Here is a 25,930-nt window from a genome sequence, read left to right on the forward strand (position 1 = left end):
GGAACGTGCAGTTGTCGCGCTCACCGGTTGTCCTCCAGGCTTTCGTGCCGACCGACTCACCCCTCGGAGGGTGGGGATGGCGGCACAGTAGACAGGCCCGGGAGCGGGAACCTGTGCGCAGCGCACAGGGGAGTGGAGGGCCGCTGTGCTGTGTGCCCCGGCGGCCTGTGGAGGGGGCCGTACCGGCGGGAACTGCCACGGTAACCCGGCGCGGGAGCGCAGCGGCCGGGGCCGGGGCCGGTGGGTACGTCGCGGCCGGGCCCCGGTCCATGGTTCCGGGGCCCGGCCGGTCGGTCAGCCCCGGTGGCCGGTGGGGCGGGTGAGGTCCAGGCTGTGGACCGGGTCGAGCTCGCCGTAGTACGCGAGGTGCTGGTAGCGCACATCGGTGACCTTCAGCGTGGCCTCGGCGACACCCCGGCGCACCGTCGCCCCGAAGCGGACGGAGCCGTCCTTCCTGGTCGTGCCGGTCAGCTTCCGCACCTTGCCGCCGGCCGTCAGCTCGGCCGTGACCCTAGCGCCCTTCACCGGCCTGCCCTGCGCGGTCTTCACCACACCGTTCGCGCTGACCTTCCAGGCCGCCTCGGAGCCGGGCCTGCCGAGGAGCTTCGTGTCGGCCGCCAGCGAGGCGACGGCGAGCTGGGAGGGCGGGTCGGGCTGGCCGAAGGCGACCTGGTCGATGGTCCAGAAGGCGCTGTTCGTGCCGGTGTAGCGGAAGCTCAGCCGGGCCGTCCGCGCGCCTGCCGGGACGGTGAGCCCAAGACGCTCGACGGTGTTGCTGTCGGCCCGGTAGGACTTCACGAGCTGCGGGGTGCCGCCGTCGTACGAGACGTACACGTCGCCGGTCTGCGGACCGTCGACCCGGTAGTTCGTCGCGTACGAGACGGTCGCCCTCGCCGCGCCGCTCAGCCGGTACGCGGGGCCGACCAGGGTGGAGTCGAACTGTCCGGCGCCGTGCGCCTTGTCGTCCCACTCGTCGGAGTCGGCGACCGCGAACACATTGCGGGCGCGGACGTTCGTCTCGCGGCCCTGGCCGCGCTCGGCGTTGGTCCAGAACTCGTCCGTGGCGAAGGACCAGCCGCGCCACTCGGTGACGCCGCCGGACGGCATCTTCGAGTTGTCGATGGACCAGCCCTCGGGCGCGGTGTTCGTCCACCCCTTGGCGTCGGCCGGGAGCTTGGTCTCGTCGACGGGCGCGCGGAGCGAGGGGCGCAGCGCGTCGAAGGCGTCCGGCTTCAGCTCGGCGAGCGAGGTGCCGTCGAGGTTCCAGGCGGGGTCGGTGGCGACGCCCTCGTGGCGCAGGACCGTGGGCGCGATGTCGGTGATCTTGACGTCGTCGCGCACCGAACCGGGCCGGATGCCCTTGCCCTGGGCGATCACGAACGTGCCGCGCTCCAGCGGGGTGTTGCCGCCGTGCCCGCCGGTGGGGGTGTGGCCGTGGTCGGCGGTGACGACGACGAGCCAGTCCTCCTTCGCGTACGTCGGCCGCGAGGTCACGGCGTCGAGCAGCCGGCCGACCTGGGCGTCGGCGGTGTTCAGGGCCTTGAGGTAGGCGTCGCTCGCGGAGCCGGTGCTGTGGCCGGCGCCGTCGACCTCGTCGAGGTGGACGAAGGTGGAGTCGGGGTTGCCGTGCGCGAGGTAGTCGGCGGCCTTGGCCGTGGTGCCCTCGTCGTTGCCGCCCGCGATCCGCAGATCGGTCTTCGCGCCGAAGACGATCTGGGGGATCGGGCTCCAGGTGCCGACGACCAGGGTGGACGTGGCCGGGTCGGCGGTCTCCAGACGGGTCGCGTAGTCCGGGTACTGGCCGTAGTTCGGCGCCGTGAAGTTGTTGTCCTTCACGTTGTGCTTGTCGGGCCAGACGCCGGTGGCGATGGACGACCAGCCGGCGCCGGAGACGGTCGGGGCCATCGGGTCGGCGTAGAGGTTGCTCCGGGCGGTCAGGCCCTTGACCATCAGCTGCTCGATGTGCGGAACATCGGCGCGCGAGAAGGAGTCGAAGGTGGCGCCGTCGATGCCGATGACCAGGGTCTTCGCCTGCTTGGTGCCGGACGGCAGGCCGGCGTACGGGGCGGCGGCCGGGGCCTTGGAACCCTGGGCGTGGGCGGCGGTGGTGGCGAGCGGCAGTGCGGCGACGGTGGCGGCGGCCAGCACCGTACGCGCGGAGCGCGACAGGGACACGTGATCCTCCGGGATCGGTCGGTGGACACCGGACATCGGGGAGTCCGGTGATGTGTCCGAGGCTCGCCGTCGGTGGTGATCGAACCACCCCGCGTAAGGGACGGGCGCATGAACCGTACTCAACATTTGGACCAGACCCGTCATCATTTCGTTATCTGACGGCGGTCATGGGTGTCGTCGCGGCTGTGGGCCGGTGGAGTGCCGGGCGGATGAAACAGAAACGTCTTCAGCGGTTAGCGGCAGCGGTATTGCCACAGTGGGTAGCCCACTTCTACGTTCTTCATCACGCACCTTGTCTACGTGCGTAGACCCATTCCGCCACAGTGAGGAGGGGTACATGAGCCGCACCGTCATCCACGGTGGTCTCGTCATCACCGCGTCCGACGAAATCCATGCCGACGTACTCATCGAGGGCGGCCGCATCGTGGCCCTCGCGGCGCACGGCACCGACGCGGCCGAGAGCTGGAGCGCCGACCGGAGGATCGACGCCACCGGCAAATACGTCATCCCGGGCGGTGTCGACGCGCATACGCACATGGAGATGCCGTTCGGCGGCACCTACGCCGCCGACACCTTCGAGACCGGCACCCGGGCGGCCGCCTGGGGCGGCACCACCACGATCGTCGACTTCGCCATCCAGTCAGTGGGCCACGCGGTCCGCGAAGGTCTCGACGCCTGGTACGCGAAGGCCGACGGCGCATGCGCCATCGACTACGCCTTCCACATGATCCTCTCCGATGTGAACGAGTCCACGCTCAAGGAGATGGACCTGCTGGTGTCGGAGGGCGTCACCTCCTTCAAGCTGTTCATGGCCTATCCCGGCGTCTTCTACAGCGACGACGGCCAGATCCTGCGCGCCATGCAACGGGCCTCCCACAACGGCGGCCTGATCATGATGCACGCGGAGAACGGCATCGCCATCGACGTACTCGTCGAACAGGCCCTGGCCGAGGGCCGCACCGACCCGCGCCACCACGGCGACGTACGCAGGGTGGCACTGGAGGCCGAGGCCACCCACCGCGCCATCCAGCTGGCCCGCGTCGCCGGCTCCCCGCTCTACGTCGTGCACGTCTCCGCGGACGAGGCCGTCGCCGAGGTGGCCGCCGCCCGCCACAAGGGACTTCCGGTCTTCGGCGAGACCTGCCCGCAGTACCTCTTCCTCTCCACCGACAATCTGGCCGAGCCGGACTTCGAGGGCGCCAAGTACGTCTGCTCCACCCCGCTGCGGCCCAAGGAGCACCAGGAAGCGCTCTGGCGGGGGCTCAGGAACAACGAACTCCAGGTCGTCTCCACCGACCACTGCCCCTTCTGCTTCTCCGGCCAGAAGGAGATGGGCCGCGGCGACTTCTCCAAGATCCCCAACGGGATGCCCGGCGTGGAGAACCGGATGGACCTCCTCCATCAGGCGGTCGTGGACGGTCACATCTCGCGCCGCCGCTGGATCGAGATCGCCTGCGCCTCCCCGGCCCGGATGTTCGGCCTCTACCCGAAGAAGGGCACCATCGCCCCGGGCGCCGACGCCGACGTCGTCATCTACGATCCGACCGCCGAACAGACCATCTCCGCCGAGACCCATCACATGAACGTCGACTACTCGGCGTACGAGGGGAAACGGATCACCGGCCAGGTCGAAACGGTCCTCTCGCGCGGTGAAGTCGTCATCGACGCACGGAAGTTCACCGGCCGGGCCGGACACGGCAGCTACACCCCGCGCGCCACCTGTCAGTACCTGGACTAGGAGCACCCGTCATGGACTTCGGACTCGTCCTCCAGACCGACCCGCCCGCCTCGGCCGTCGTCGGTCTGATGCGCCGCGCCGAACGCAACGGCTTCCGCTACGGCTGGACCTTCGACTCGACGGTGCTCTGGCAGGAACCGTTCGTCATCTACAGCCAGATCCTCGAACACACCGAACACCTCGTCGTCGGTCCCATGGTCACCAACCCGGGCACCCGCACCTGGGAGGTGACCGCCTCGACCTTCGCCACCCTCAACGACATGTACGGCAACCGCACCGTCTGCGGCATCGGACGGGGCGACTCGGCGATGCGTGTCGCCGGACGCAGACCCAACACGCTGGCCCGGCTCGGCGAGGCCATCGACGTCATCCGCGACCTCGCCGAGGGACGCGAGGCGACCGTCGACGGGCAGCCGGTCCAGATCCCCTGGGTGAAGGACGGCAGACTCCCCGTCTGGATGGGCGCGTACGGCCCGAAAGCGCTCGCCCTCGCCGGACAGAAGGCCGACGGCTTCATCCTCCAGCTCGCCGACCCGTTCCTCACCGAGTGGATGATCAAGGCGGTACGGGACGCGGCGGCAGAGGCGGGCCGCGACCCGGACTCCGTGACGATCTGCGTCGCCGCCCCCGCCTATGTGGGCGACGACCTCGACCACGCCCGCGAGCAGTGCCGCTGGTTCGGCGGCATGGTCGGCAACCACGTCGCGGACCTCGTCTCCCGGTACGGCGCACACTCCGGGCTCGTCCCCGAGGCCCTGACCGCCTACATCAAGGACCGGCACGGCTACGACTACAGCCACCACGGCCGGGCCGGGAACCCCGACACCACCTTCGTGCCGGACGAGATCGTCGACCGGTTCTGCCTGCTGGGCCCCGCCGAGGCGCACATCGAGAAGCTGCGGGTCCTGCGCGATCTGGGCGTCGACCAGTTCGCCGTATACAACATGCACGACGCGCGGGAGGCGACGATCGACGCCTACGGCGCGCAGATCATCCCCGCCCTGTCCGACTGACCCTTCCCTCCCTCGGCCGCGCCCCACGGCTGTCCGCACCCCCGTCCCCGCACCGCCGCCCCCGCCCCGCACGGCACCGTTCCCGAGCGAAGGGTCCAGCCGCCATGACCTCGACCGTCCCACCGATTCCATCGCAGGACCCGATATCCGGCCCCTCGGGGCGCATCGAACTCGCCCCCGGCGCCGTCCCCACCGACAACCGGTTCGTCAACGACGACCTGTTGCCCGTCCCGCTGGAACGGCGCCGCTGGACGACGTACAACTTCGCCGCGCTCTGGGTGGGCATGGCCCACAACATCCCGTCCTGGCTGCTGGCCTCCGGTCTCGTGGCCCTCGGCATGGACTGGAAACAGGCCGTCTTCACCATCGCGCTGGCCAACCTGATCGTGCTCGGCCCCATGCTGCTCACCGGGCACGCCGGACCCAAGTACGGCATCCCCTTCCCGGTGCTGGCCCGCGCCTCCTTCGGGCTGCGCGGCGCCAACCTGCCCGCACTGATCCGGGCCGCGGTGGCCTGCGCCTGGTTCGGCATCCAGACCTGGATCGGTGGCGTCGGCATCTTCACCCTGCTGGGGAAGATCTTCGGCGGCTGGGCGAAGGCGTCCGAGATCGGCGGGCAGCCGTGGACGCTCTGGCTCTGCTTCGTCCTCTTCTGGGCGCTCGAACTCGCCATCATCTACCGGGGGATGGACGCCCTGCGGCGGTTCGAGAACTGGGCGGCGCCGTTCGTCATCGTCGGCGCCGTCGTGCTGCTGGTCTGGGTCGCCGTCAAGGCGGGCGGCTTCGGCCCGCTGCTCGACCAGCCCTCGAAGCTCGGCTGGGGCAAGGAGTTCTGGCCGGTCTTCTTCCCCTCGCTGATGGGCATGATCGCGTTCTGGGCCACGCTCTCGCTGAACATCCCCGACTTCACCCGCTTCGGGGCCGGCCAACGCGCCCAGATCCGGGGCCAGGCACTCGGCCTGCCGACCACGATGACGCTCTTCGCACTCCTCTCCGTCCTGGTCACCTCCGGCTCGCAGGCCGTGTACGGCGAGGCGATCTGGGACCCGGTCCAGCTCGTCGCCAGGACCGACAACGTCTTCGGGCTGCTCTACGCCCTGGTGACGGTGCTGGTCGCCACGGTCTCCGTGAACATCGCGGCGAACGTCGTGTCACCCGCGTACGACCTCGCGAACCTCGCGCCCCGGTTCATCAACTTCCGTACGGGCGCCCTGACCACGGGCGTCGTCGGCGTCCTCATCATGCCGTGGAAGCTCACCGAGACCCCGGAGCTGTACATCTTCACCTGGCTCGGTCTGGTCGGCGGGCTGCTGGGAACGGTCGCGGGCATCCTGATCGCCGACTACTGGATCGTCCGCCGCACCGTGCTCGACCTCGCGGACCTCTACCGCCCCGGTGGCCGTTACTGGTACACGAACGGCTGGAACTGGCGGGCCGTCGTCGCGTTCGCCGTCGGCGGCGTCCTCGCGATCGGCGGCTCGCACTCCGCCCCCGGGACGGGCCCGTTCCCGGCCGGCGGTCTCATCCCGTTCCTCAAGCCGCTCGCGGACTACGGCTGGGCGGTCGGGCTGGCCTCGTCGTTGCTGCTGTACGTGGTGTTCAGCGGCCGGTCCGGCGTCACACCGGCGCGGACGTACGGCCCAGCAGAGCACTGATGTCGTACGTCTGATCCGGCGGCGGCGTGGTCGTGGGCACCGGCTTGTCGAAGGCCGAGAAGCCCACGACCGCGTCCGCCCCACCGCCCCGAATCGTGATCCTCAGGGGATACGGTTTGCCCGTGGCCGCCACGTACATCGTCAGCGTCCGGCCGTCCCGCATCCTGGTCAGCGGCACCACGGGAGCCCCGTCGAGCGTGGTCTTCCTGCCCTTGTTCAGCGTCCCCCGGTCGTTGTCGGCGTTGTCGCCGACGAGCTTCTGGAAGGTGTCCAGATCGCAGCCGTCCGCCAGGCTGCGCAGTCGCGGGTCGGTGGCCGAACCCTTCATGTAACGCCCGTTGAGGATCGCGGCGAAGGCCGAACCACCGCCCGGAACCTGGCTCTTCCAGAAGTTCGCGTCAGGCTTGACCCAGACCTCGTCGCCACGCTTCACGATCCGGACCGAACCCTGGCTGTGGCCGAGATCCACCGACCCGTTGCAGTTCCCGTCCCGGTCCAGGGTGAGCTCCAGAGTCATCGGCGGGGCGCTGTCGCCGAGGTCGCCGCGCATGCTGAGGTGCAGGGAACGGGCGCTCAGGAGGGCGTCGCGCGAACGGTCCGCGATCTGCTGCGCGGAAAGCTTGTCGATGCCGTCGTCCGCCCGTGCCGCACCGCCGCCCAGCGCGCTGCCGCCGGTGAGTCCCAGCACGACGACCGCCGCCCAGACGGCAGGGCGTGTGCCGCTGTGTCGACCGGTCACGTCGCCCCCCTCGTAGAACCCGCGGGGTGCGGAACCCCTCGGGCCTGTTCAGGTGCATCCGATTGCTCCGAGCGTACGCCGGGGGCGGTCCGGTCGCGCGGCGGAGAACACCCCGCGGCGTATACACAGTGTGAGGTTTTGCCTCGTTTTGTGTTATCGGCGGTGGGGGACGGTTGTCGGCGCACCGGGTTCACCACCAGCGAGGAGGAACAGGGAGACATGAAGCTGTCGATGGGGAGTGTGTCCAGGGCCGTGCTCCGGGGCGCCGTCGTGGCGGGGACGGCCGCCGCGCTCGCCGTTCCCGCGACCGTCGCCACCGCCGTGACAGCCGCGGCGACGCCGCCCGGTCTGTCCTGCGACACCGGAAAGCACGAGATCGACGACTACACGGGCTACGCGCTGTGCCGCAACGACGGCAGCACGACGCAGACCTTCTGGGTGCACCTGGTCTGCGGCTGGTCCCCGGACGTGGACGGTGAGCACGTCACACTCGCCCCCGGTCAGTCCGGTCAGTCCACCGCGCACTGTGCCGGCCTCGGCACCGGCATCGGCGAGATCACCGTCCAGCCGTAGGCCGCGTCCGCACCTCCGCCGGACCGGCCGCTGTGCCCCGGTGGCCGGTCCGGTCCGGCCGTCATGGCTGCGGGGCGCTTTGCTCCAGCAGCCGTGGCAGCGCGGCGGCCAGCCGCGCCCGCAGCCGGTCCGGGCCGCTGTCCACCCACGGGTGCGCGGCGTGGAACCGGGCCCAGTCCACCGGCCAGTCCAGCACCACCCGGGGAGTGAAGCCCTCCGCGTGCGGGCCGAGCACGGTGTGCAGCAGGCGGGGCGAGAGCCGCGTCCTTCGGTACTCCGCGAGCAGCACCGCGTCGTACAGGTCCTTGGCCGCCGACCGGCCCTCCGCCTCCTGGTCCTCGGCGAGCCACAGCAGCTTCCAGGCGAGCGAGAGCCCCGGGTCCGCGGTCCGGACCGGCGTCGGCGGCCCGCCATCACCACGCGGACAGGCCGTCCACACCGGGGCCCGGGGCAGCCGCTCGTCCTGCGCGAAGTCCATCCGCAGCTCGCCCGGCGGCAGGCCGTCGGCCTGCCAGGGCACGACGACCCGCACGCCGGGCGTCTCGTACTCCCGGTACATCCACGCCCCGTCCGACGTCACCCGGCTCGGCTCGATGCGTATCCCCTCGGGCGGCTGCGGCCCGGCCGTCAGGGCGGCGACGACCTCCTCGGTGGGGGAGGAGGGCGGATCGATGTCGTCGGGGCCCTCGATCTCGACCCAACGCAGCCCCTCGGGGGCGAGCACGGGCCGGGCGCTGGCGGTCTCGTGGCTCTCCTCGTCCGTCCACAGCTCGGGAGCGGCCGCGCCGTGCGCGGCTTCCGGCCAGTGCTGGACCGTCTCGATCCCGTCGACGTACGGGTACGGGTCGAGGCGGTCCACGAACTCCTCCGCCGACGGCCCGAACACGACCCAGTCCAGATCGCCCGGATCCCGTGCCGCCGCGCCCACCCACGCCTGGAGCGGGAGGCTGCCGCGCAGAACCAGCTGGTCGCCCCACGGCGACCCGGCGATCACACGCAGCAGATGGTCCTGGACGGCGCGCCGGGCGGCCCGCCAGCGCGGAGCGAGCGCCGGGTCGTCGAAGGCCGGCTCCCCGGGAACGGGGCGGTCGCCCGTGCTCACAGCGCCGCCCCGGCCCGCTCGTCGATCCAGCCTGCGTCCACCGCCGGATGGTCGTCGTGCACCACGAACTCCTCCTCGATCTCCAGGACTTCGAGCCCCGCGCCGTCCAGCGCGCGCAGGAGCGCGTCGAGCCGGGCCCGCGCCCCGGACCGGCCGATCGCGCGGCAGCGCTGCGTGACGAACCGCTCGTGGCGCCCCTGCCCGTCGGTGCGGCGGGCGTTGCGCGACAGGTGCGCGCTGTGCCGCACGGCCGCGGCCCGCGCGACGGCGAGGTCGGGTTCGCCGGAGAGCAGCAGCTTGACGTGGTGCTCGAAGTGGCAGTCGGGGGACAGCGCGGCGGCCTCGTCGGCCGTCCGGGGTATGCCCTCGTTCCACGGCGCGGCCTCGATCTTCACGCGCACGACGGGGAACCCCGCCGCGCGCAGCGCGTCGGCCCGGAGCCCCGCGGCGGCCCGCTGCCGGGAGAGCGAACCCCGCCCCTGCTCGGTCAGCATGGGCTGGTCGGGCACGGCACCGCGGTCCAGGACGATGCGGGTGAGCTTCAGGCCGTGCCGCTCCGCCCAGCGCGCCAGCCGCTCGCCCTCCGCCGCCCCGTCGGCCCGGGGGTCGAACCGCACCGTGAGGTGAGTCTCGAACTCGCCCTCGAACTCTGCTTCCACGTACCCCTCCAGCAGTGCTTCCGCCGCCCGTTTCCACCGGGGAACGTAGCAAGCGGCACTGACATCGATGCTGATACTCGGGTTCCGGTGGGATGCCCGCCCACATTCCACCGAACGGTTGAGCGGACCGCTCGCTACTCGTTACCCTCCGGTAAGTTCGTTCGGGCATACAGATGCGTCAGACACACAGATGCTTCGGGCCCACAGACGCGCCGCGCGCCTCTGCCGATACGAGGAAGGCAATCAGCCCATGTCCTCAACGGAAGCCGTGGAAACCACCGGACCGGCCGGCCCGACGGGGCTGGCCGACAGCGCACGGGAGCTGGCCGAGGGCCGCACCACCTCGGTCGGGCAGGTGTCCGCCGCGCTGCACCGTATCGAAGCGAGCCAGGGCACCCTCAACGCCTTCAGGCATCTGCGCGCCGAGGCCGCGCTCGCCGAGGCCGCCGAGGCCGACCGACGGCTCGCGAAGGGGGAGCGGCTGCCCCTGCTCGGCGTGCCGGTGGCCGTCAAGGACGACACGGATGTCCTCGGGATGCCGACCTACTTCGGCTGCGACGGCGATCTGCCCGCCGCGACCGCGGACAGCGAGGCCGTACGCCGGCTGCGGGCGGCCGGGGCCGTGATCGTCGGGAAGACCAACTCCTGCGAGCTCGGCCAGTGGCCGTTCACCGAGGGCCCCGCCTTCGGCGCCACCCGCAACCCGTGGCACACCGGCCACACCCCCGGCGGCTCGTCCGGCGGCTCCGCGGCGGCTGTCGCGGCCGGTCTCGTACCCGCCGCGCTCGGCTCGGACGGCGCCGGGTCCGTCCGTATCCCGGCGGCCTGGACCCATCTCGTCGGCATCAAGCCCCAGCGCGGCCGGATCTCCGGCCACCCGCACATCGACGCCTTCCAGGGCCTGACCGTCAACGGGCCGCTCGCCAGGACCGTCGCCGACGCCGCACTGCTGCTCGACGCGGTCGCCGGATCCCATCCCGACGACCCGCACCGGCCGCCCCCCGTCGCCGCCGCGACCGCCGCCCGCCGCGACCCCGGCCGACTGCGCATCGCCCTCGCCTGGCGCCCCCCGCTCACCCTCACCGGCTCCGCGCCCCACCCCGAGGTGCGGCGTGCCGTCCTGGCCCTGGCCGAGACCCTCACCCGACTGGGCCACGACGTCGAGGAGGCGAGACCCCAGTACGGGCTGATCGGCCTCGGTTTCGTCCCCCGCGCCACCGCCGGGATCGCCGAACTCGCCGCCCGCCACCCCGACCCCGCCCTCCTCGACCCGCGCACCCGCAGCGCGCTGCGCACCGGCACCCGGCTCGGCGGCCGGGTGGTGCGGGCGGCCAGGGAGCGGGAGGTGCGTCAGCACCGCAGGATCGGCGCGTTCTTCCGTCCCGCCCGGGGCCGCGCCGGGTACGACGTACTGCTGACCCCGACGACTGCCCTGCCGCCGCCCCCGATCGGCCGGTTCGACGGGCTGAGCGCCTGGCGCACCGATCTGGCGATGACCGAGGCCTGCCCGTACGCCTGGCCCTGGAACGTGCTGGGCTGGCCCGGCATCAACGTACCGGCCGGGTTCACCGCCGACGGGCTGCCCGTCGGGGCGCAGCTGCTCGGCCCGTCCCGCAGCGAGGAGCGGCTGATCTCGCTCGCCGCTCAACTGGAGGCCGACCGGCGTTGGTACGAGCACCGGCCCCCGGCCTCGCCCGCCGGGCCGGCGCCGGGTGGGGCCGGGGACTGACCACCCCGTGCCCGCCCGCGGTCGCTCGCACCTGAGCGCGGGAGGCGGGATCATGGACAAGGAGTGGATGGGTGGTGGCCAGTATGGCGTGTGCAGGTCCGCAGTCGGCGCCCGGCGCCGAGCCCTCGCCGCCCAGCACATCCCGGCACTCCTACGACACGGCGACCGACGCGACCGCGGTGGTCGCCGACACCGGAACGGTCGTGGGCTGGACACACAGCGCGCAGGACCTGCTGGGGTACCGGGCCGCTGAGGTGGTCGGGCGGTCCGCCGGCTTCCTGCTCGCCATGCCCGAGGACCCGGTCCGGGTGGCCGGGATCGCCGAGCGCTGCCGCGCGGGCGTGGGGTGGCGGGGCGTCGCCGACGTGCGGCGGCGCGACGGCGGCCAGGTCGAGCTGGACCTCCGGGTCTCGGCCTCCTTTCACCTGGACGGCCGGGAGTGCTTCCTGGTCTCCGGACGCGAACGGCGGCCGGAGTGGACGGTCGGGCAGTCCGTGCTGGACGCCTTCCTGACCGGCTCGCCGATCGGCATCGCGGTGTTGAGCCCGGCCCTTCGCTACACCTGGATGAACGACACCCTGGAACGCCTCGGCGGCGTTCCGCGCGAGGACCGCATGGGCCGCCGGTTGAGCGAAGTGCTCCCGGGGTTGGAGGCCGAGGCCATCGAGACGCTGATGCGCGGTGTGCTGGACACCGGGGTCCCCGTCATCGACTACGAGTACCTGGGCTGGACCTGGGCCGATCCGCGCCGCAAGCGCGCCTACTCCACGTCGTACCTCCCGCTGACCGACAGCGATGGCAGTGTCACCGGCGTCTGCTACATGGTGATGGACGTCACCGACCGGTGGAATGCCCAGCAGCGCCTGGCCATGGTCAACGATGCCGGAGCCAGTATCGGCTCCACCCTGGACGTGATGCGTACGGCTCAGGAGCTGGCCGACTTCGCGGTGCCGCGGTTCGCCGACTTCGTCGTCGTCGACCTGCTGGAGACGGTCGCCAGGCCCGATGAGCCCGGCCCGTGGCCCCCGGGCACGGGGCTGTCCAGGCCGGAGCTCGCCCGTTCCGGTGCCCTCACCGGCTCCTCTCGGCCGAGGATGCGCCGCGCAGGGATGAGTTCGGTGCACGAGGGCTGCCCGGAGGCGGTCAACCGGGTCGGGGAACCCGTGGACTTCGTGCCCCCGCCCCACGACATGCGGTTCCTGATCGACGGCGAACCCGTCCTCATCCCGGTCCTCGACGCCGACAACCACGCGTGGTCGGCCGAACAGCCCGACAGGGCGGCGCGCATCCGCGAATACGGACTCCATTCCCTCATCTCCGTACCGATGCGGGCCCGGGACACGGTGCTCGGCCTGACCACCTTCATCCGGTCGGTGAATCCCGCCCCCTTCGAACCGGACGATGTGCTTCCGGCCCGCGAGATGGTGGCACGGGCGGCCGTGTGCGTGGACAACGCCCGCCGCTACACCCACGAGCACATCGCGGCGCTGACCCTGCAGCGCAGTCTGCTCCCGCACTCACTGCCCGGCGGAATGGCCCTGGACGTGGCCTCGTCCTACCTCCCGGCGGATGCCAAGGACGGTGTCGGCGGCGACTGGTTCGACGTGATCCCGCTGTCCGGCGCCCGGGTCGCCCTGGTCGTGGGCGACGTCGTCGGCCACGGCATCGGCGCCGCGGCCACCATGGGTCGGCTCCGCACCGCGGTCCACACCCTCGCCGACATGGACCTGCCGCCCGACGAGCTCCTCGCCCACCTCGACGACCTCGTGCTCCGCCTGAGCGACGCGGAACCCGAGGGTGAGGAGGGCGGCGGCACACCCGTGCTCGGCGCCACCTGCCTGTATGCCGTGTACGACCCGGTCACCCAGCAGTGCACCATGGCACGCGCCGGCCACCCGCCGCCCGTCGTCGTCGCCCCGGACGGGCGCGTCAGCTTTCCCGAACTGCCCGCAGGACCCCCGCTGGGCCTGGGCGGAATGCCGTTCGAGACGGCGGAGATCACCCTGCCGGAAGGGAGCCTGATCGGCCTCTACACCGACGGACTCATCGAGGGAAGGGACTGGGACCCCGATCTCGGCATGTCCCGGCTCGGCGGCGCCCTGGCCCAGCGCGGACTACCGCTCGACGCCCTGTGCGCGTCGGTCGTGGAGCAGCTGGTTTCGGTGCCCCAGCCCGATGACGTCGCCCTGCTGCTCGCCCGTACCCACGAGCTGAGCGCTGACCACGTCGTCTCGTGGGAAGTCCCCGACGACCCGGCCGCCGTCGCCGGGGTCCGGGCCCGGACCGCCCAGCTGCTGCGGACCTGGGGCCTGGAGGAACTGGAGATGACGACCGAGCTGATCGTCAGCGAGCTGGTCACCAACGCGGTGCGCTACGCCACCGGGCCGATCCGGCTCCGGCTGCTGCGCCAGTCCGTGCTGATCTGCGAGGTCTCCGACACCAGCAGCACCTCGCCGCGGCTCAGGCACGCCCGCACCACGGACGAGGGCGGCCGAGGCCTCTTCCTCGTCGCCCAGCTCACCCGCCGCTGGGGCACCCGCTACACGGCCGAAGGCAAGATCATCTGGACCGAGCAGGAGATCCCGGCGACGGGACCTTGAGACTTCGGGCCGAGCCGCCCCCCCCACGACGCCCCCCCCGCGACTCCCCTCACGGCACCCGAGCGGTCCATTCCTCCGTGCCGAACTTCGTCCGTACCAGCTCCTCGGCCCGTGCCATCTCCTCGTCCGTCACCCTGCCCCGGGTGAGGCCGTGCCGGGTACGGAAGGAGTCGATCATCCGCTCGATGACGGCCTCGCGCGCCAGTCCCGTCTGACGGCGCAGCGGGTCGACGCGCTTCTTCGCGCTCCTGGTGCCCTTGTCGGAGAGCTTCTCCTTGCCGATCCGCAGCACCTCCAGCATCTTGTCGGCGTCGATGTCGTACGACATGGTGACGTGGTGCAGGACGGCCCCCTCCCCGCCGACCACACGCTTCTGGGCCGCGCCCGCGATCTTCCCCGCGTCCGTGGCGATGTCGTTGAGCGGTTGGTACCAGGCCCTGATGCCCATCTCGCCGAGCGCCCCGAGCACCCAGTCGTCGAGATAGGCGTAGCTGTCGGCGAACGACAGGCCGGAGACCAGGGCGTCCGGGACCGAGAGCGAGTACGTGATGGTGTTGCCGGGCTCCACGAACATGGCCCCGCCGCCGGACACCCGGCGCACGACCGTGACGCCATGGCGTTCGGCGCCCTGCAGGTCGACCTCGTTGCGCAGGGACTGGAAGCTGCCGATGATCACGGCGGGGGAGTCCCACTCCCAGACCCGGAGCGTGGGCGGGCGGCGCCCCGCGGCGACCTCGGCGGTGATGACCTCGTCGAGGGCCATGTGGAGCGCGGGCGACTGAGGAGCCTCGTGGATGAGCTGCCAGTCGTAGTCGCTCCACTCGGTGGCGTGCGCGAGGGCCCGGCGTACGGCGACGGCGACGCCCTCGGAGGTGAGGCCGAGCATCACCGTCGAGGCGGGCAGGGCCGCGTCGATCCGGGCGGCGAGACCGGCGGTGTCGGTGTTGGCCGGTGCGCCCTCCAGCGCCGCGTCGATCGCGAGGATTGCCTCGTCCGGTTCGAGGAAGAAGTCCCCGGCGACCCGTACGTTGCGCAGCGCCCCGCCCTCGACATCGAGATCCACCACGACGAGCTTGCCGCCGGGAACCTTGTACTCACCGTGCACAGCCTTGCCTCCACGTCCGCCCGACCGCTCTACGAATCGGCACCGAACACCCATAACGTCACCACTGCGCGGTTTAGTTCCCGCGCTCAGCGTGACGGAGGTGCACCGCCCTGCGGTGCGCCGGGCACGGATACCCGGACGGTGAGTCCCCCGCCGGCGTTGGGGGTCAGGTTCAGGTCCGCGTGGTGGGCACGGACGATGCTGGAGACGATCGCCAGACCGAGGCCGTGGCCGCGGCGCGTGGGGTCCTGCTCGGCCAGGCGCCCACTGCCGCGCAGGAACGGTTCGGTGAGGCGGTCGACCGTGCCGGGCAGGGGCGGTCCGGTGTTGGTGACGGTCAGGAGGGCGCGGCCGGGACGTGCCGGGTCGGGGCCGGTGGTCAGGGAGAGCGATCCGCCCGTGGGCAGGTTGTGCCGTACGGCGTTGTGGAGCAGGTTCAGGACGAGCTGGCGCAGCAGTACGTCGTTGCCGGTGGCCGGGGCCGGGCGGGTGTCGGCGGAGACGGAGATGTCCCGTGTCCTGGCTTCCTCACGGACGGCGTCGACGGCTGCTCGGGCGGTGTCGGCGAGGTCGAGGTGCTCCGTGGTGGGTGGGGTGTGATCGAGGGCGGAGAGTTGCAGCAGGGCGTCGGTGATGTCGATGCCACGCTGGTTGGTCTCGCGGAGCCGGGAAACGAGCCGGCGGTAGTTCTGGCCGTCCGGATCGGCGACGGCCACGTCGAGCATGGTGCGGCTGACGGCGAGCGGTGTGCGCAGTTCGTGCGAGGCGTTGGCGGCGAAGCGCTGCTGGGCGTCGAAGGACCGCTGCAGGCGGGCGAGCATGTCGTCGAAGGTGTCGGAGAGGTCGGTGAACTCGTCCCGCGGGCCGGTGAGTCCGATGCGGTGGTCCAGGGAGCCGTCGGCGGCCCGGCGGGCCGCCGAGGTGATGTCCTGCAGGGGGCGCAGGACGCGGCCCGCGATGAGCCAGCCGCCGCCGAGCCCGATCAGCGCGAGGAGCAGCAGGGTGACGCCGGAGGCCTTGGCCAGGGCCTGGAGGATGTCCGGCCGGGTGGCGACGGCCGCGGCCTGCGGGTTCACGTCGCCCAGCGGGTAGTTGGGCACGAAGCGCATGGCCAGGTACACCACGACCAGGCTGAACGCCCCGGCGACAACGACGAACAGGGCGTAGGTGAGGGTGAGCTTCATGCGGGCGGTCAGCCGCCGCGGCCGCCCGGACCGTGCCGGGGCCCCGGCCGTGTCCGCGTCGCCGTCCCGGTGGGGTGCCGTCCGGCGGTTCACTGCGCGTGCCCCGTCCGCTCGTCCTGCCCCGCCGGCTCGTCGAGACGGTATCCGACGCCGGGCACGGTGTGGATGGCCGACGGATCACCGAGCCGTTTGCGGAGCGTGGACATGGTGATGCGGACCGCGTTGGTGAACGGGTCGGCGTTCTCGTCCCAGGCCCGCTCCAGCAGCGTCTCCGCGCTGACGACGCCGCCTCGCGCGGTCATGAGGACTTCCAGGACGGCGAACTGCTTCCTGGTGAGCGCCACGTACCTCCCGTCGCGGAAGACCTCACGCCGGAACGGGTCCAGCCGGATTCCCGCGTAGTCGATGACGGGGGGTGTGCCGTCCTTGGGCCGGCGGGCCAGTGAGCGGAGACGTACGACCAGCTCCTTCAGGTCGAAGGGCTTCGTCAGGTAGTCGTCGGCGCCGATCTCGAACCCGGTGACCTTCTCGTTGATCAGGCCCGCCGCGGTCAGCATGAGCACGCGGCAGCCGAGGCGCCGTTCCACGATGATCCGGCACACGTCGTCACCGTGGGTGCCGGGGATGTCGCGGTCGAGCACGACGACGTCGTACTCGTTCACGTCGAGGCGTTCCAGGGCGGTGTCGCCGTCCCCGGCGATGTCGGAGGCGATGGCTTCGAGCCTCAGCCCCGCCTGTACCGCCTCGGCGAGATACAACTCGTCCTCGACAATCAGCACCCGCATACGGTCTCTCCTGCTCTGCGCCTCACCCGGCCGGTCGCCGGCCTGTCGGACCGTTCCCATGGGAACGGTCCGGGGATATCGAAAACGTATCGGGAAATCGAAACGGCCCGACAACATGGCCTGCCGTTCACTCGAAGCATCCGCCCGCGGCACCCGCCGCCACGTCCGAGATGCCCGGAGGCCACCATGCACGACAACCCCACCGCGAACCGCTCCACCACGGCAGCGCGCCGCTTCCCCGGCCGCACGGTGGCAGGAGTCGGTGCGGTCGTGGTGGTGGCGCTGGCGGCGACATGGGGCGTGACGGCTCGGAGCGAACCGGCCGCGCGTGCCGCCGCGGCGGCGGACCATGAGCGGGACGGTGGCGAAGCGACCACGGAGGCCACTCCCGAGGGTACCGAAGGCGGCGACATACCGAGTGGTCGGGAGCTCACCCCCTTCGACACCCGGTACCCGGCCATCGGCCGGCTGGACAAAGCGTTGCTGAAGGCCGTCCAGGAGGCGGCCCGGGACGCCCGTGACGACGGCATCGAACTGCGGGTCACCTCGGGATGGCGCAGCAAGGAACACCAGCAGCGCCTGCTGGACCAGGGCATCGAGAAGTACGGAAGCCCGGAGAAGGCCAGGCAGTTCGTGAACACCCCGCAGAAGTCGACACACGTCTCCGGAAAGGCGGTCGACATCGGTCCCACCGATGCCGACGACTGGCTCATCCGCAACGGCTCCGACTACGGCCTGTGCCAGGTCTACAGCAACGAGATGTGGCATTTCGAGCTCCTGACCGGCCCCGGTGGCACCTGCCCGGCTCTCCTGAGCAACGCCGCCGGCTGACCGGCGATGCGTTCAGCCCGTGAGTCAGCGCCGCCCCCTTCCGAAGGACATGCCATGGCCGATCCGCGCGAGGACCCCTACCCGGATGTGTACATCGGAGGCGGCTTCTCCGATCCCGCCGGGACACCGCCCGCCGAACCCGTCCCCGGCCGGCCCGGCCCGGGACGGCGCAGGAACTGGATTCCGGGCGCCGTCGCGGTGGCGACCGGGCTCGTGATGGTCTGCCACTCGTTCGTGCCCAACTCGCCGGGCAACCTGGGCAGCCTGCTCGAAACCGTGCTGCCCTGGACCGGCCTGGCCGTACCGGTGCTGCTCCTGGCCGCCCTGCTCCGCAGGTCCGTGCCGGCCGTCATCGCCGCCCTCCTTCTCGGCGCCGCGTGGTCCGCCGTGTTCGCGTCCCTGTTCCTCGGCGGGCGCAGCGATGCCGAGCCGAACCTGACCGTGGTCACCCACAACGTCAACGCCACCAACCCCGACCCCGCCGCGACCGTCCGGACGCTGCTGGCCGCCGACCCCGACCTGGTGGCCCTGGAAGAAATCACCGACGACGCCCTGCCCGCCTACCGGAAGGTGCTGGACCCCCGGCTCACCCACTCCGTGCACATCGGCACCGTCGCCCTGTGGAGCCGCTACCCCATCACCGAATCCCGGCGCCTCACCATCGATCCCGGCTGGAGCCGCTCGCTGCGCGCCCGGATCCAGGGACCGAACGGCCCCGTCGCCGTCTACGTGGTCCATCTGCCCTCGGTCCGCGTCGGCGTATCCGGTTTCACCATCGCCCGGCGCGATGACACCCTCACCGCCCTCGACCGGGCCCTCGACCACGAGGAGCAGAAGAAGGTCCTCCTGCTGGGCGACCTCAACGGCACCACCACCGACCGCAACCTCGCGCCCCTGGTGTCCCGGCTGACGTCGGTCGAGGACAAGGCCGGTACCGGCTTCGGCTTCAGCTGGCCCGCGGCCTTCCCGATCGCCCGTATCGACCACATCCTCACCCGGGGCGTCACCCCCACCGACGCCTGGACCCTCCCCGCCACCGCCAGCGACCACCGGCCGGTCGCCGCCAGGCTCAAGGCATAGGTCATGCAGTGGGCGGACCCCGCCGGGCCCCGTGCGTAGGCCGGCTCGGGCACACCGGGCCGCGACCGTTCGGCCGGAGGGCACGGGGTGGGGACCGTGGACGAACAGCAGCCGGTGCCGCGGATGAAGGACCCCGGCGATCAGGCAGCAAGCGCGTCGGCACCGGACGGACTCCGGCGTGGACGCCTACCGGGCCGGGTGACTCATATACGGTCCTGGGACCGCGGCCCCAAATCCCACTGCGGGTCCCCGGCGTCGTGCCGGGCGACGGTCTCGCCGCGGATGACACGAGGCGCCCCCGTTTCCCCCTCGGCGCCGTTCGTCTCCTTCATCGCCTTCGCCTCGGCCTTGAGGATGCGCGCCGACTTGCCCGCGGAACGCGCCAGTTCGGGGAGCTTCTTGGCGCCCAGGACGAGTATGGCCACGATCAGAATGATCGCGATCTCGCTGATTCCGAACATCAGTCGTCCCCGTCCCCGTCGTCATCGTTGTCGTCCTCGAAGAAGTCCCCCACCTCGTCCACGACTTCGGCGGCGACCATGCCGCCGACGACGCCGACCGCGAGCCCGGCCGCGCCCACCGCGACGGCCGTTCCCAGGCCCGGCCCGGAGCGGTGACCGTCGTCGTGGTGGTGGTCACCGTGGTGGCCGTGATCGGGCCCGTGGGCGTGGTTCCCGGCGTACGGATCGCCGTGTCCGTACGCGGAGCCTTCCGCGTACGCCGACCGGTGCTCGATCAGCTGCCGGAGCCAGCCGTCGACCAGAGCCTGCCAGTCCTGATGGTGGATGCCGTCGTGCGCGACCGTGAACCGGGTGAGTGCGTCGTGCCCGCCGGAGAGGAGTCCACCGCGCCTGTCGGCCTCCAGGACCACCTCCATGCCGCCCGCGGTGGCGAGGAAGGTCACCTCGATCTCGTTGACCGCGTGCGCGTACTGCGACGACGGGGTCAGCTCGATCTCCTGGTAGAAGGGGAGTTGCTGGCCGGTGCCGCCGATGCGGCCGTACTCCAGATCCGCGGACTTGAAGCCGAAGCCGAGCTGTCCGAACGCTTCGAGGATCACCTCCTGCACCGGCAACGGGCCCACCGCGAGCTGATCAAGATCGCCCTTGTCCTTGGCACCGGCGACCGCCAGCTCCGTGCGTACGCCGAGCACGATGCCCAGGCTCTGCCCGTACAGCTCGGTGATCGGCGTCTCCCACGGCAGCGCGACCGTGAACGGCACACTGAGCTGCTCGCCCTCGGCCAGCCGGAAGCCGCCGCCGACGACGAAACGCTCGAAGACCACGACGTGCTCGTCCTCGCCGTCCTCGTGCTCGGCCTCCACCCGCGCGACGAGTTCCAGCGCGATGTGGTCGATGTCGAAGCCGGCGCTGCCGCCCTTGAGATGGACCTGGCCGGACAGGGGACCGCCGGGAGCGGCCGCCCCGGTGGTGAGGACGGTGTCGACAGTGGGGCCGCCCACGCCGAGCGAGCCGAGCAGTCGTTTGAACACCATTGAGGCGTTCACTCCCTTACGTGCGTACGAGGGGTGCGGGGGAGTCCGGGAACGCCTGCGGCGGCTCCCGTTCTCTACAGACGTGTAGAGCATAGGGCCGGTGACGAGGCTTCCGGAGCCGTGAGGGCTCGGCGGACGGGAAAGTCCGAAAAGGATCGCTCAAGAGGTCCGGGTAGCCGCTTGACGTGCGTGTTTTGCCGTGCTTTTACCGTACGGGATGGTCGTCGGAAAGGGTGCGGGGCCGTGTGGTGCGTGTGCACCGCACGGCCCCGGACCGTCGGACGTGTCCTGCGGTTGCGCCGCGGGTCAGCCCTTGCGGGCGTTGACCTCGTCGGTGAGCTGGGGGACGACCTGGAAGAGGTCGCCGACGACGCCGTAGTCGACGAGGTCGAAGATCGGGGCCTCGGCGTCCTTGTTGATCGCGACGATCGTCTTGGACGTCTGCATGCCGGCCCGGTGCTGGATCGCGCCCGAGATGCCCGACGCGATGTACAGCTGCGGCGAGACGGACTTGCCGGTCTGGCCGACCTGGCTGGAGTGCGGGTACCACCCCGCGTCCACCGCGGCACGCGAGGCACCGACCGCCGCACCGAGGGAGTCGGCCAGCGACTCGATGAGGTGGAAGTTCTCCGCACCGTTCACACCACGCCCGCCGGACACGACGATCGCGGCCTCGGTCAGCTCCGGACGCCCCGTCGACTCGCGCGGCGTCCGCGCGGTCACCCTCGTGCCCGTCGCCTGCGCCGAGAACGACACCTCCAGCACTTCGACCGCACCCGCGGCCGCAGCCGCCTCCACCGCAGCCGAATTCGGCTTGACCGTGATCACCGGGACACCCCGGGAGACCCGGGACCGGGTCGTGAACGACGCCGCGAACGCGGACTGCGTCGCGACCGGACCCTCCTCACCCGCCTCCAGATCCACCGCATCGGTGATGATCCCCGACCCGATACGCACCGCCAGACGCGCCGCGATCTCCTTGCCCTCCGCCGACGACGGCACCAGCACCGCCACCGGCGACACCGCCTCGCACGCCGCCTGCAACGCATCCACCTTCGGCACCACGAGATACTCACCGAACTCCGGCGCCTCCACGGTCAAAACCCTGACCGCACCATGCTCGGCCAGCACACCCGCCGTACCGGCAGCACCCGCACCCACCGCCAGCGCGACCGGCTCACCGACCCGACGCGCCAGCGTCAACAACTCCAGCGTGGGCTTACGGACCGCACCGTCCACGTGATCGACAAAGACGAGAACTTCAGCCATGGGACTTCAAACTCCTGCGAGTAGCAAAGAAGAAGGGAAGAGGAAAGGAGCGGAACGGGACAACGGGCCGGATCAGATGAACTTCTGACCCGCGAGGAACTCCGCCAACCGGCGGCCGCCCTCACCCTCGTCCTTCACGATCGTGCCCGCACTGCGGGCCGGACGCTGCGCAGCGGAATCCACCACGGTCCACGCACCCGCCAGACCGACCTCCTCCGCCCCGATCCCCAGATCACCCAGATCCCAGGACTGCACCGGCTTCTTCTTCGCCGCCATGATCCCCTTGAACGACGGATAACGCGCCTCACCCGACTGGTCCGTCACCGACACCACCGCCGGCAACGACGCCTCCAACTGCTCCGACGCACTGTCACCGTCACGACGGCCCCGCACCACCCCGTCCCGCACCGACACCTCGGACAGCAACGTCACCTGCGGCACACCCAGACGCTCCGCCAGCACCGCCGGCAGCACCCCCATCGTCCCGTCCGTCGACGCCATCCCCGCGATCACCAGGTCATACCCGGCCTTCTCCACCGCCTTCGCCAGCACCAGCGACGTACCCATCACATCACTGCCGTGCAGATCGTCGTCCTCGACGTGAACCGCCTTGTCCGCACCCATCGACAACGCCTTGCGCAACGCGTCCTTGGCATCCTCCGGACCCACCGTCAACACGGTGATCTCCGCATCGTCCGCCTCGTCCGCGATCTGCAACGCCTGCTCCACCGCGTACTCATCGAGCTCCGACAGCAGACCGTCCACATCCTCACGGTCCACCGTCAGGTCATCGGCGAAATGCCGGTCACCAGTGGCGTCGGGCACGTACTTCACACAGACAACGATCCTCAAGCTCACGCCGGCTCTCCTACCTGGTGTGGTTCGTAGAGATGACGATATGGCACTCAGTACCCTCTGTAAAGGAACCTGGTGCCATATGAGGCTCTCCGGTGCTACGTTCCGGGCATGACTGACGCGCGCAGACCAGCGAAGAAGGCCCCGATGCGGGAGGTGCTCGCCGAGGCGGCCTTCCAGCTCTTCCTGGAGCGGGGCTTCGAACAGACCACGGTGGACGACATCGTGGCGCGGGCCGGGGTCGGGCGCCGGTCGTTCTTCCGGTACTTCCCCTCCAAGGAGGACGCGGTCTTCCCGGATCACGAGCGGTGCCTCGCCGACATGACCGCTTTCCTGGCGGAGGCCGGCGACGCCGAGCCGGTGGACGCGGTGAGCGACGCGGCCCGGCTGGTGCTGCGCATGTACGCCGCCAATCCGGAGTTCTCCGTCCAGCGGTACCGGCTCACCCGGGAGGTACCCGGGCTGCGTACCTACGAACTGTCCGTGGTGCGGCGGTACGAGCAGACGCTGGCCGGCTATCTGCGTGGCAGGTACGGCGAATCGGACGACGGCGCGCTGCGCGCCGAGGTGATCGCCGCGTCCGTGGTCGCCGCGCACAACAACGGGCTGCGGACGTGGTTGCGTTCGGGCGGCAAGGGGGACGCGGGGGCCGCCGTCGATCACGCACTCGGGATGGTGCGTCGGGTGTGGGGGAGTGGGACGGCCACAGGTGCGGCCGTCCCTCCGGCCGACGGCGACGTGGTGGTGATGGTCGCCGCGAAGGGAGCTCCGATGTGGCGCGTGGTGCAGCAGATCGAGTCGGCCCTCGGGCAGGGCTGACCCTTCGGCCCGACTCGATCTGGCACTGAGTGTCTTTACGTTTCGGCACTCAGTGCCCTATGGTGCGGACGCGCCGACGCGCAGGTACGGCGCATCCGAGCCGAGCGCAGGGGGTCGAACGTGTCCCAGTCATCAAGTGGCACCGTGCAGACGGTGCATGAGGAAGCCGGCCTGGGCTACCACCGGTGCCGCTGGTGCGGCACGGCCTCCTTCCGGAGGCTGCTGTGCCCGGTGTGCGCGTCGAGCGATCTGAAGCCCGAACACAGCGACGGCCTGGGCGTCGTGGTGAGGTCCGGCGTCGTCCACCGCTACACGGAGGCCGCGCGCAACGAGTCCCTCGTCCGGCTCCCCGAAGGCTTCGTGTTCCGCTGCCGTGTCGTGGGCGCGGCCCCGCACCGGGTGTCGGTCGGCGCCCGGGTGCGCCCCGTCGCCGTGGACGGTCCGGAAGCGGGTGAAGTGGTCTTCGAGCTCTGCGAACCGCCCGCGTGCGACGAGTGGTTCTGATCGCCCCGCGGTTCCCTGCGCGTGTGGGCTCCTTTGCCCCGGCGGTCATCGCCGGAGGCGGGCCCGGAGTGGCGCCGGGTGATCGATAGTCTGCCCGGTGGTCGGGGCGGCGGAGGAACGGTTTTGGACCGACGGGATTCTCTCCGGGCCCGTCGGTGACGTCATCCGTGCCTCCGCATCCGTTCAAGTGACAAGGAAGCAGGGCATGTTCACCACTCGTCCCACTCTCCAGGGCACCTTCGGCATGGTCTCCTCCACCCACTGGCTCGCCTCGCAGTCCGCGATGGCCGTCCTGGAGGACGGCGGCAACGCCTACGACGCGGCCGTCGCCGCCGGATTCGTCCTGCATGTCGTCGAACCGCACCTCAACGGCCCGGCCGGCGAGGTGCCGATGATCCTGGCGCCGAAGGACGGCGAAGTGCGGGTGCTGTGCGGCCAGGGCCCGGCCCCGGCTGGCGCGACCATCGCCCACTACCGCTCCCTCGGCCTCGACCTGGTCCCCGGCACCGGACCGCTCGCCGCGGCCGTACCGGGCGCCTTCGACGCCTGGATGCTGCTGCTGCGCGACCACGGCACCAAGACCGTCGCCGAGGTGCTGCGGTACGCGATCGGCTACGCCGAGGACGGCCACGCACCCGTCGAGCGGGTCGGCCGGACCGTGGAGACCGTCCGCGAACTCTTCGAGACCGAATGGCGGTCCTCCGCCGAGGTGTACCTGCCCGGCGGCACGTCGCCCCGGCCGGGCGAGCTGTTCCGCAACCCCGCGCTCGCCGCCACCTGGCACCGGCTGATCGCCGAGGCCGAGGAGACCGGCGGCGCGGACCGGGCCGCCCAGATAGACGCCGCCCGCCGGATCTGGAGCGAGGGCTTCATCGCCGAGGCCCTGGTCCGCCAGGCCGCCCGCCCCACCATGGACACCAGCGGCACCCGCCACACCGGCACGCTCACCGCCGCCGACCTGGCCGGCTGGTCCGCGTCCTACGAGGCGCCCGCCACGTACGACTGGAACGGCTGGACGCTCGCCAAGGCGGCCGGCTGGAGCCAGGGCCCCGCCTTCCTCCAGCAGCTCGCGCTGCTCCCCGCCGAGCTGCCGCGGTACGGCAGCGCCGACTACGTCCACCTGCTCATCGAGGGCTGCAAGCTCGCCATGGCCGACCGGGAGGCCTGGTACGGCGACGCCGCCGACGTTCCGCTCGACACGCTGCTCTCCGAGCCGTACAACGCCGAGCGCCGCGCCCTCATCACCGCCGAGGCCTCGCACGAGCTGCGCCCCGGCAGCCCGGACGGCCGCACCCCCGTGCTCAGCGACCAGGCCCACACGGTCGCCTCCGGCGGGACCGGGTTCGACGCCATGGGCATCCCGACGGCGGGCGTCGGCGAGCCGACCGTCGCCAAGGACGGCACGACCCGTGGTGACACCTGCCACGTCGATGTGGTCGACCGCTGGGGCAACATGGTCTCCGCCACCCCCAGCGGCGGCTGGCTCCAGTCCAACCCGGTCGTGCCGGAGCTCGGCTTCCCGCTCGGCACCCGGCTCCAGATGGCCTGGCTGGACGAGGGCCTGCCGAACTCCCTGACCCCCGGCCGTCGCCCCCGCACCACCCTCACCCCGTCCCTGGCCCTGCGCGACGGGGTCCCCGTCATGGCGTTCGGCACGCCCGGCGGCGACCAGCAGGATCAGTGGCAGGTGCACTTCTTCCTGGCGGTGGCGCTGCGTGCCGAGGTCCGCGGCGGACTCGACCTCCAGGGCGCCATCGACGCCCCGAACTGGCACAACGACAGCTTCCCGGGCTCCTTCTACCCGCGCGGGATGCGTCCCGGCAGCGTCACCGTCGAGGCGGGCATGGACCCGGAAGTCGTCGAGGAACTGCGCCGCCGCGGCCATGACGTCACCGTCGGTGATCCGTGGTCCGAGGGCCGGTTGTGCGCCGTGGCCCGAGACCCGGACACCGGAGTGCTGTCCGCGGCCGCCAACCCGCGGGGCATGCAGGGGTACGCCGTCGGACGCTGAGCGGCCACT

At 71.4% G+C, this 25,930-nt stretch carries 22 protein-coding genes; 11 read left to right on the forward strand and 11 right to left on the reverse strand.

What is annotated here, in order from left to right:
* Positions 1-294: 294 nt before the first annotated feature.
* The gene (locus OG611_RS33950) at positions 295-2,175 is read right to left on the reverse strand and encodes an alkaline phosphatase family protein (RefSeq protein ID WP_266429060.1); all 1,881 of its coding nucleotides are present in this window, start codon (positions 2,173-2,175) and stop codon (positions 295-297) included.
* Between the two features lie 337 nt (positions 2,176-2,512).
* Between OG611_RS33950 and hydA the strand changes: the two genes are divergently transcribed.
* The 3 genes from hydA to OG611_RS33965 all read left to right on the forward strand — a co-directional run bounded on the left by hydA (position 2,513) and on the right by OG611_RS33965 (position 6,581).
* Entirely contained in the window at positions 2,513-3,913 is a 1,401-nt protein-coding gene (hydA, locus tag OG611_RS33955) for a dihydropyrimidinase (protein WP_266429063.1), read from the forward strand.
* Positions 3,914-3,924: 11 nt separating this feature from the next.
* On the forward strand, positions 3,925-4,926 hold the full coding sequence (locus tag OG611_RS33960; protein ID WP_266429066.1) for a TIGR03842 family LLM class F420-dependent oxidoreductase: 1,002 nt from the start codon (positions 3,925-3,927) through the stop codon (positions 4,924-4,926).
* 104 nt (positions 4,927-5,030) lie between these two features.
* A complete protein-coding gene (locus OG611_RS33965; protein ID WP_266429069.1) occupies positions 5,031-6,581 on the forward strand; it encodes an NCS1 family nucleobase:cation symporter-1 in 1,551 nt (516 codons plus the stop codon).
* Here OG611_RS33965 and OG611_RS33970 read toward each other — a convergent pair.
* Positions 6,544-7,320 (reverse strand): hypothetical protein, encoded by a 777-nt coding sequence (locus OG611_RS33970; RefSeq protein ID WP_266429072.1) that lies wholly within the window; start codon positions 7,318-7,320, stop codon positions 6,544-6,546. The genes OG611_RS33965 and OG611_RS33970 overlap by 38 nt on opposite strands.
* 219 nt (positions 7,321-7,539) lie before the next feature.
* Between OG611_RS33970 and OG611_RS33975 the strand changes: the two genes are divergently transcribed.
* Positions 7,540-7,893, forward strand: a complete 354-nt coding sequence (locus tag OG611_RS33975; RefSeq protein WP_266429075.1) for a hypothetical protein — start codon at positions 7,540-7,542, stop codon at positions 7,891-7,893.
* Between the two features lie 61 nt (positions 7,894-7,954).
* Here OG611_RS33975 and OG611_RS33980 read toward each other — a convergent pair whose 3' ends face one another.
* Entirely contained in the window at positions 7,955-8,995 is a 1,041-nt protein-coding gene (locus OG611_RS33980) for a nucleotidyl transferase AbiEii/AbiGii toxin family protein (protein ID WP_266429077.1), read from the reverse strand.
* Complete coding sequence (locus OG611_RS33985) at positions 8,992-9,654, reverse strand: hypothetical protein (RefSeq protein WP_266429080.1); 663 nt, start codon at positions 9,652-9,654, stop codon at positions 8,992-8,994. The genes OG611_RS33980 and OG611_RS33985 overlap by 4 nt, the downstream gene beginning before the upstream one ends.
* A gap of 250 nt (positions 9,655-9,904) precedes the next feature.
* On the opposite strand from OG611_RS33985, the gene OG611_RS33990 reads away from it, so the two are divergent.
* Entirely contained in the window at positions 9,905-11,383 is a 1,479-nt protein-coding gene (locus tag OG611_RS33990; protein ID WP_266429083.1) for an amidase, read from the forward strand.
* A gap of 83 nt (positions 11,384-11,466) precedes the next feature.
* A complete protein-coding gene (locus tag OG611_RS33995; RefSeq protein WP_266431377.1) occupies positions 11,467-13,983 on the forward strand; it encodes a SpoIIE family protein phosphatase in 2,517 nt (838 codons plus the stop codon).
* Positions 13,984-14,032: 49 nt separating this feature from the next.
* Here OG611_RS33995 and OG611_RS34000 read toward each other — a convergent pair whose 3' ends face one another.
* From OG611_RS34000 to OG611_RS34010, 3 genes are all read right to left on the reverse strand, one after another.
* Positions 14,033-15,088: a biotin/lipoate A/B protein ligase family protein gene (locus tag OG611_RS34000; RefSeq protein ID WP_266429086.1), complete on the reverse strand. Its 1,056-nt coding sequence runs from the start codon at positions 15,086-15,088 to the stop codon at positions 14,033-14,035.
* An 86-nt stretch (positions 15,089-15,174) separates the two neighbouring features.
* Positions 15,175-16,365 carry a HAMP domain-containing sensor histidine kinase gene (locus tag OG611_RS34005; protein ID WP_266429088.1) on the reverse strand — a complete coding sequence of 397 codons (1,191 nt, stop codon included), beginning with the start codon at positions 16,363-16,365 and terminating at the stop codon, positions 15,175-15,177.
* Positions 16,362-17,057, reverse strand: coding sequence for a response regulator transcription factor (locus OG611_RS34010; RefSeq protein ID WP_266429091.1), 696 nt, complete (start codon positions 17,055-17,057; stop codon positions 16,362-16,364). Before OG611_RS34010 ends, OG611_RS34005 begins: the two co-directional genes overlap by 4 nt.
* 186 nt (positions 17,058-17,243) lie before the next feature.
* Here OG611_RS34010 and OG611_RS34015 point away from each other — a divergent pair, with 186 nt between their 5' ends.
* Both OG611_RS34015 and OG611_RS34020 read left to right on the forward strand, forming a co-directional pair.
* Positions 17,244-17,888 carry a M15 family metallopeptidase gene (locus OG611_RS34015; protein WP_266429093.1) on the forward strand — a complete coding sequence of 215 codons (645 nt, stop codon included), beginning with the start codon at positions 17,244-17,246 and terminating at the stop codon, positions 17,886-17,888.
* A gap of 54 nt (positions 17,889-17,942) precedes the next feature.
* Complete coding sequence (locus tag OG611_RS34020; RefSeq protein ID WP_266429095.1) at positions 17,943-18,968, forward strand: endonuclease/exonuclease/phosphatase family protein; 1,026 nt, start codon at positions 17,943-17,945, stop codon at positions 18,966-18,968.
* A 203-nt stretch (positions 18,969-19,171) separates the two neighbouring features.
* On the opposite strand, the gene OG611_RS34025 is transcribed toward OG611_RS34020, so the two are convergent.
* The 4 genes from OG611_RS34025 to OG611_RS34040 all read right to left on the reverse strand — a co-directional run bounded on the left by OG611_RS34025 (position 19,172) and on the right by OG611_RS34040 (position 22,590).
* Entirely contained in the window at positions 19,172-19,429 is a 258-nt protein-coding gene (locus OG611_RS34025; RefSeq protein WP_266429097.1) for a twin-arginine translocase TatA/TatE family subunit, read from the reverse strand.
* Positions 19,429-20,463: a sporulation protein gene (locus OG611_RS34030; protein ID WP_266429099.1), complete on the reverse strand. Its 1,035-nt coding sequence runs from the start codon at positions 20,461-20,463 to the stop codon at positions 19,429-19,431. The genes OG611_RS34025 and OG611_RS34030 overlap by 1 nt, the downstream gene beginning before the upstream one ends.
* Positions 20,464-20,769: 306 nt before the next feature.
* Positions 20,770-21,732 (reverse strand): electron transfer flavoprotein subunit alpha/FixB family protein, encoded by a 963-nt coding sequence (locus tag OG611_RS34035; RefSeq protein ID WP_266429101.1) that lies wholly within the window; start codon positions 21,730-21,732, stop codon positions 20,770-20,772.
* A 72-nt stretch (positions 21,733-21,804) separates the two neighbouring features.
* Entirely contained in the window at positions 21,805-22,590 is a 786-nt protein-coding gene (locus OG611_RS34040; protein ID WP_266423266.1) for an electron transfer flavoprotein subunit beta/FixA family protein, read from the reverse strand.
* Between the two features lie 108 nt (positions 22,591-22,698).
* Here OG611_RS34040 and OG611_RS34045 point away from each other — a divergent pair, with 108 nt between their 5' ends.
* From OG611_RS34045 to OG611_RS34055, 3 genes are all read left to right on the forward strand, one after another.
* The gene (locus tag OG611_RS34045; RefSeq protein WP_266429103.1) at positions 22,699-23,406 is read left to right on the forward strand and encodes a TetR family transcriptional regulator; all 708 of its coding nucleotides are present in this window, start codon (positions 22,699-22,701) and stop codon (positions 23,404-23,406) included.
* Positions 23,407-23,559: 153 nt separating this feature from the next.
* The gene (locus OG611_RS34050; RefSeq protein ID WP_266429105.1) at positions 23,560-23,910 is read left to right on the forward strand and encodes a Zn-ribbon domain-containing OB-fold protein; all 351 of its coding nucleotides are present in this window, start codon (positions 23,560-23,562) and stop codon (positions 23,908-23,910) included.
* A gap of 205 nt (positions 23,911-24,115) precedes the next feature.
* Positions 24,116-25,921 (forward strand): gamma-glutamyltransferase family protein, encoded by a 1,806-nt coding sequence (locus tag OG611_RS34055; protein ID WP_266429107.1) that lies wholly within the window; start codon positions 24,116-24,118, stop codon positions 25,919-25,921.
* The last annotated feature ends 9 nt before the right edge of the window (positions 25,922-25,930 follow it).

The organism is Streptomyces sp. NBC_01363 (assembly GCF_026340595.1).
Taxonomy (GTDB): domain Bacteria; phylum Actinomycetota; class Actinomycetes; order Streptomycetales; family Streptomycetaceae; genus Streptomyces.

Excerpts from the sequence above, each read along its gene's own strand:
- hydA (WP_266429063.1), top strand. The coding sequence starts at position 2,513 with ATGAGCCGCACCGTCATCCACGGTGGTCTCGTCATCACCGCGTCCGAC.
- OG611_RS33960 (WP_266429066.1), top strand. The coding sequence starts at position 3,925 with ATGGACTTCGGACTCGTCCTCCAGACCGACCCGCCCGCCTCGGCCGTC.
- OG611_RS33965 (WP_266429069.1), top strand. The coding sequence starts at position 5,031 with ATGACCTCGACCGTCCCACCGATTCCATCGCAGGACCCGATATCCGGC.
- OG611_RS33975 (WP_266429075.1), top strand. The coding sequence starts at position 7,540 with ATGAAGCTGTCGATGGGGAGTGTGTCCAGGGCCGTGCTCCGGGGCGCC.
- OG611_RS33990 (WP_266429083.1), top strand. The coding sequence starts at position 9,905 with ATGTCCTCAACGGAAGCCGTGGAAACCACCGGACCGGCCGGCCCGACG.
- OG611_RS33995 (WP_266431377.1), top strand. The coding sequence starts at position 11,467 with ATGGCGTGTGCAGGTCCGCAGTCGGCGCCCGGCGCCGAGCCCTCGCCG.
- OG611_RS34010 (WP_266429091.1), bottom strand. The coding sequence starts at position 17,057 with ATGCGGGTGCTGATTGTCGAGGACGAGTTGTATCTCGCCGAGGCGGTA.
- OG611_RS34015 (WP_266429093.1), top strand. The coding sequence starts at position 17,244 with ATGCACGACAACCCCACCGCGAACCGCTCCACCACGGCAGCGCGCCGC.
- OG611_RS34020 (WP_266429095.1), top strand. The coding sequence starts at position 17,943 with ATGGCCGATCCGCGCGAGGACCCCTACCCGGATGTGTACATCGGAGGC.
- OG611_RS34025 (WP_266429097.1), bottom strand. The coding sequence starts at position 19,429 with ATGTTCGGAATCAGCGAGATCGCGATCATTCTGATCGTGGCCATACTC.
- OG611_RS34030 (WP_266429099.1), bottom strand. The coding sequence starts at position 20,463 with ATGGTGTTCAAACGACTGCTCGGCTCGCTCGGCGTGGGCGGCCCCACT.
- OG611_RS34035 (WP_266429101.1), bottom strand. The coding sequence starts at position 21,732 with ATGGCTGAAGTTCTCGTCTTTGTCGATCACGTGGACGGTGCGGTCCGT.
- OG611_RS34045 (WP_266429103.1), top strand. The coding sequence starts at position 22,699 with ATGACTGACGCGCGCAGACCAGCGAAGAAGGCCCCGATGCGGGAGGTG.
- OG611_RS34055 (WP_266429107.1), top strand. The coding sequence starts at position 24,116 with ATGTTCACCACTCGTCCCACTCTCCAGGGCACCTTCGGCATGGTCTCC.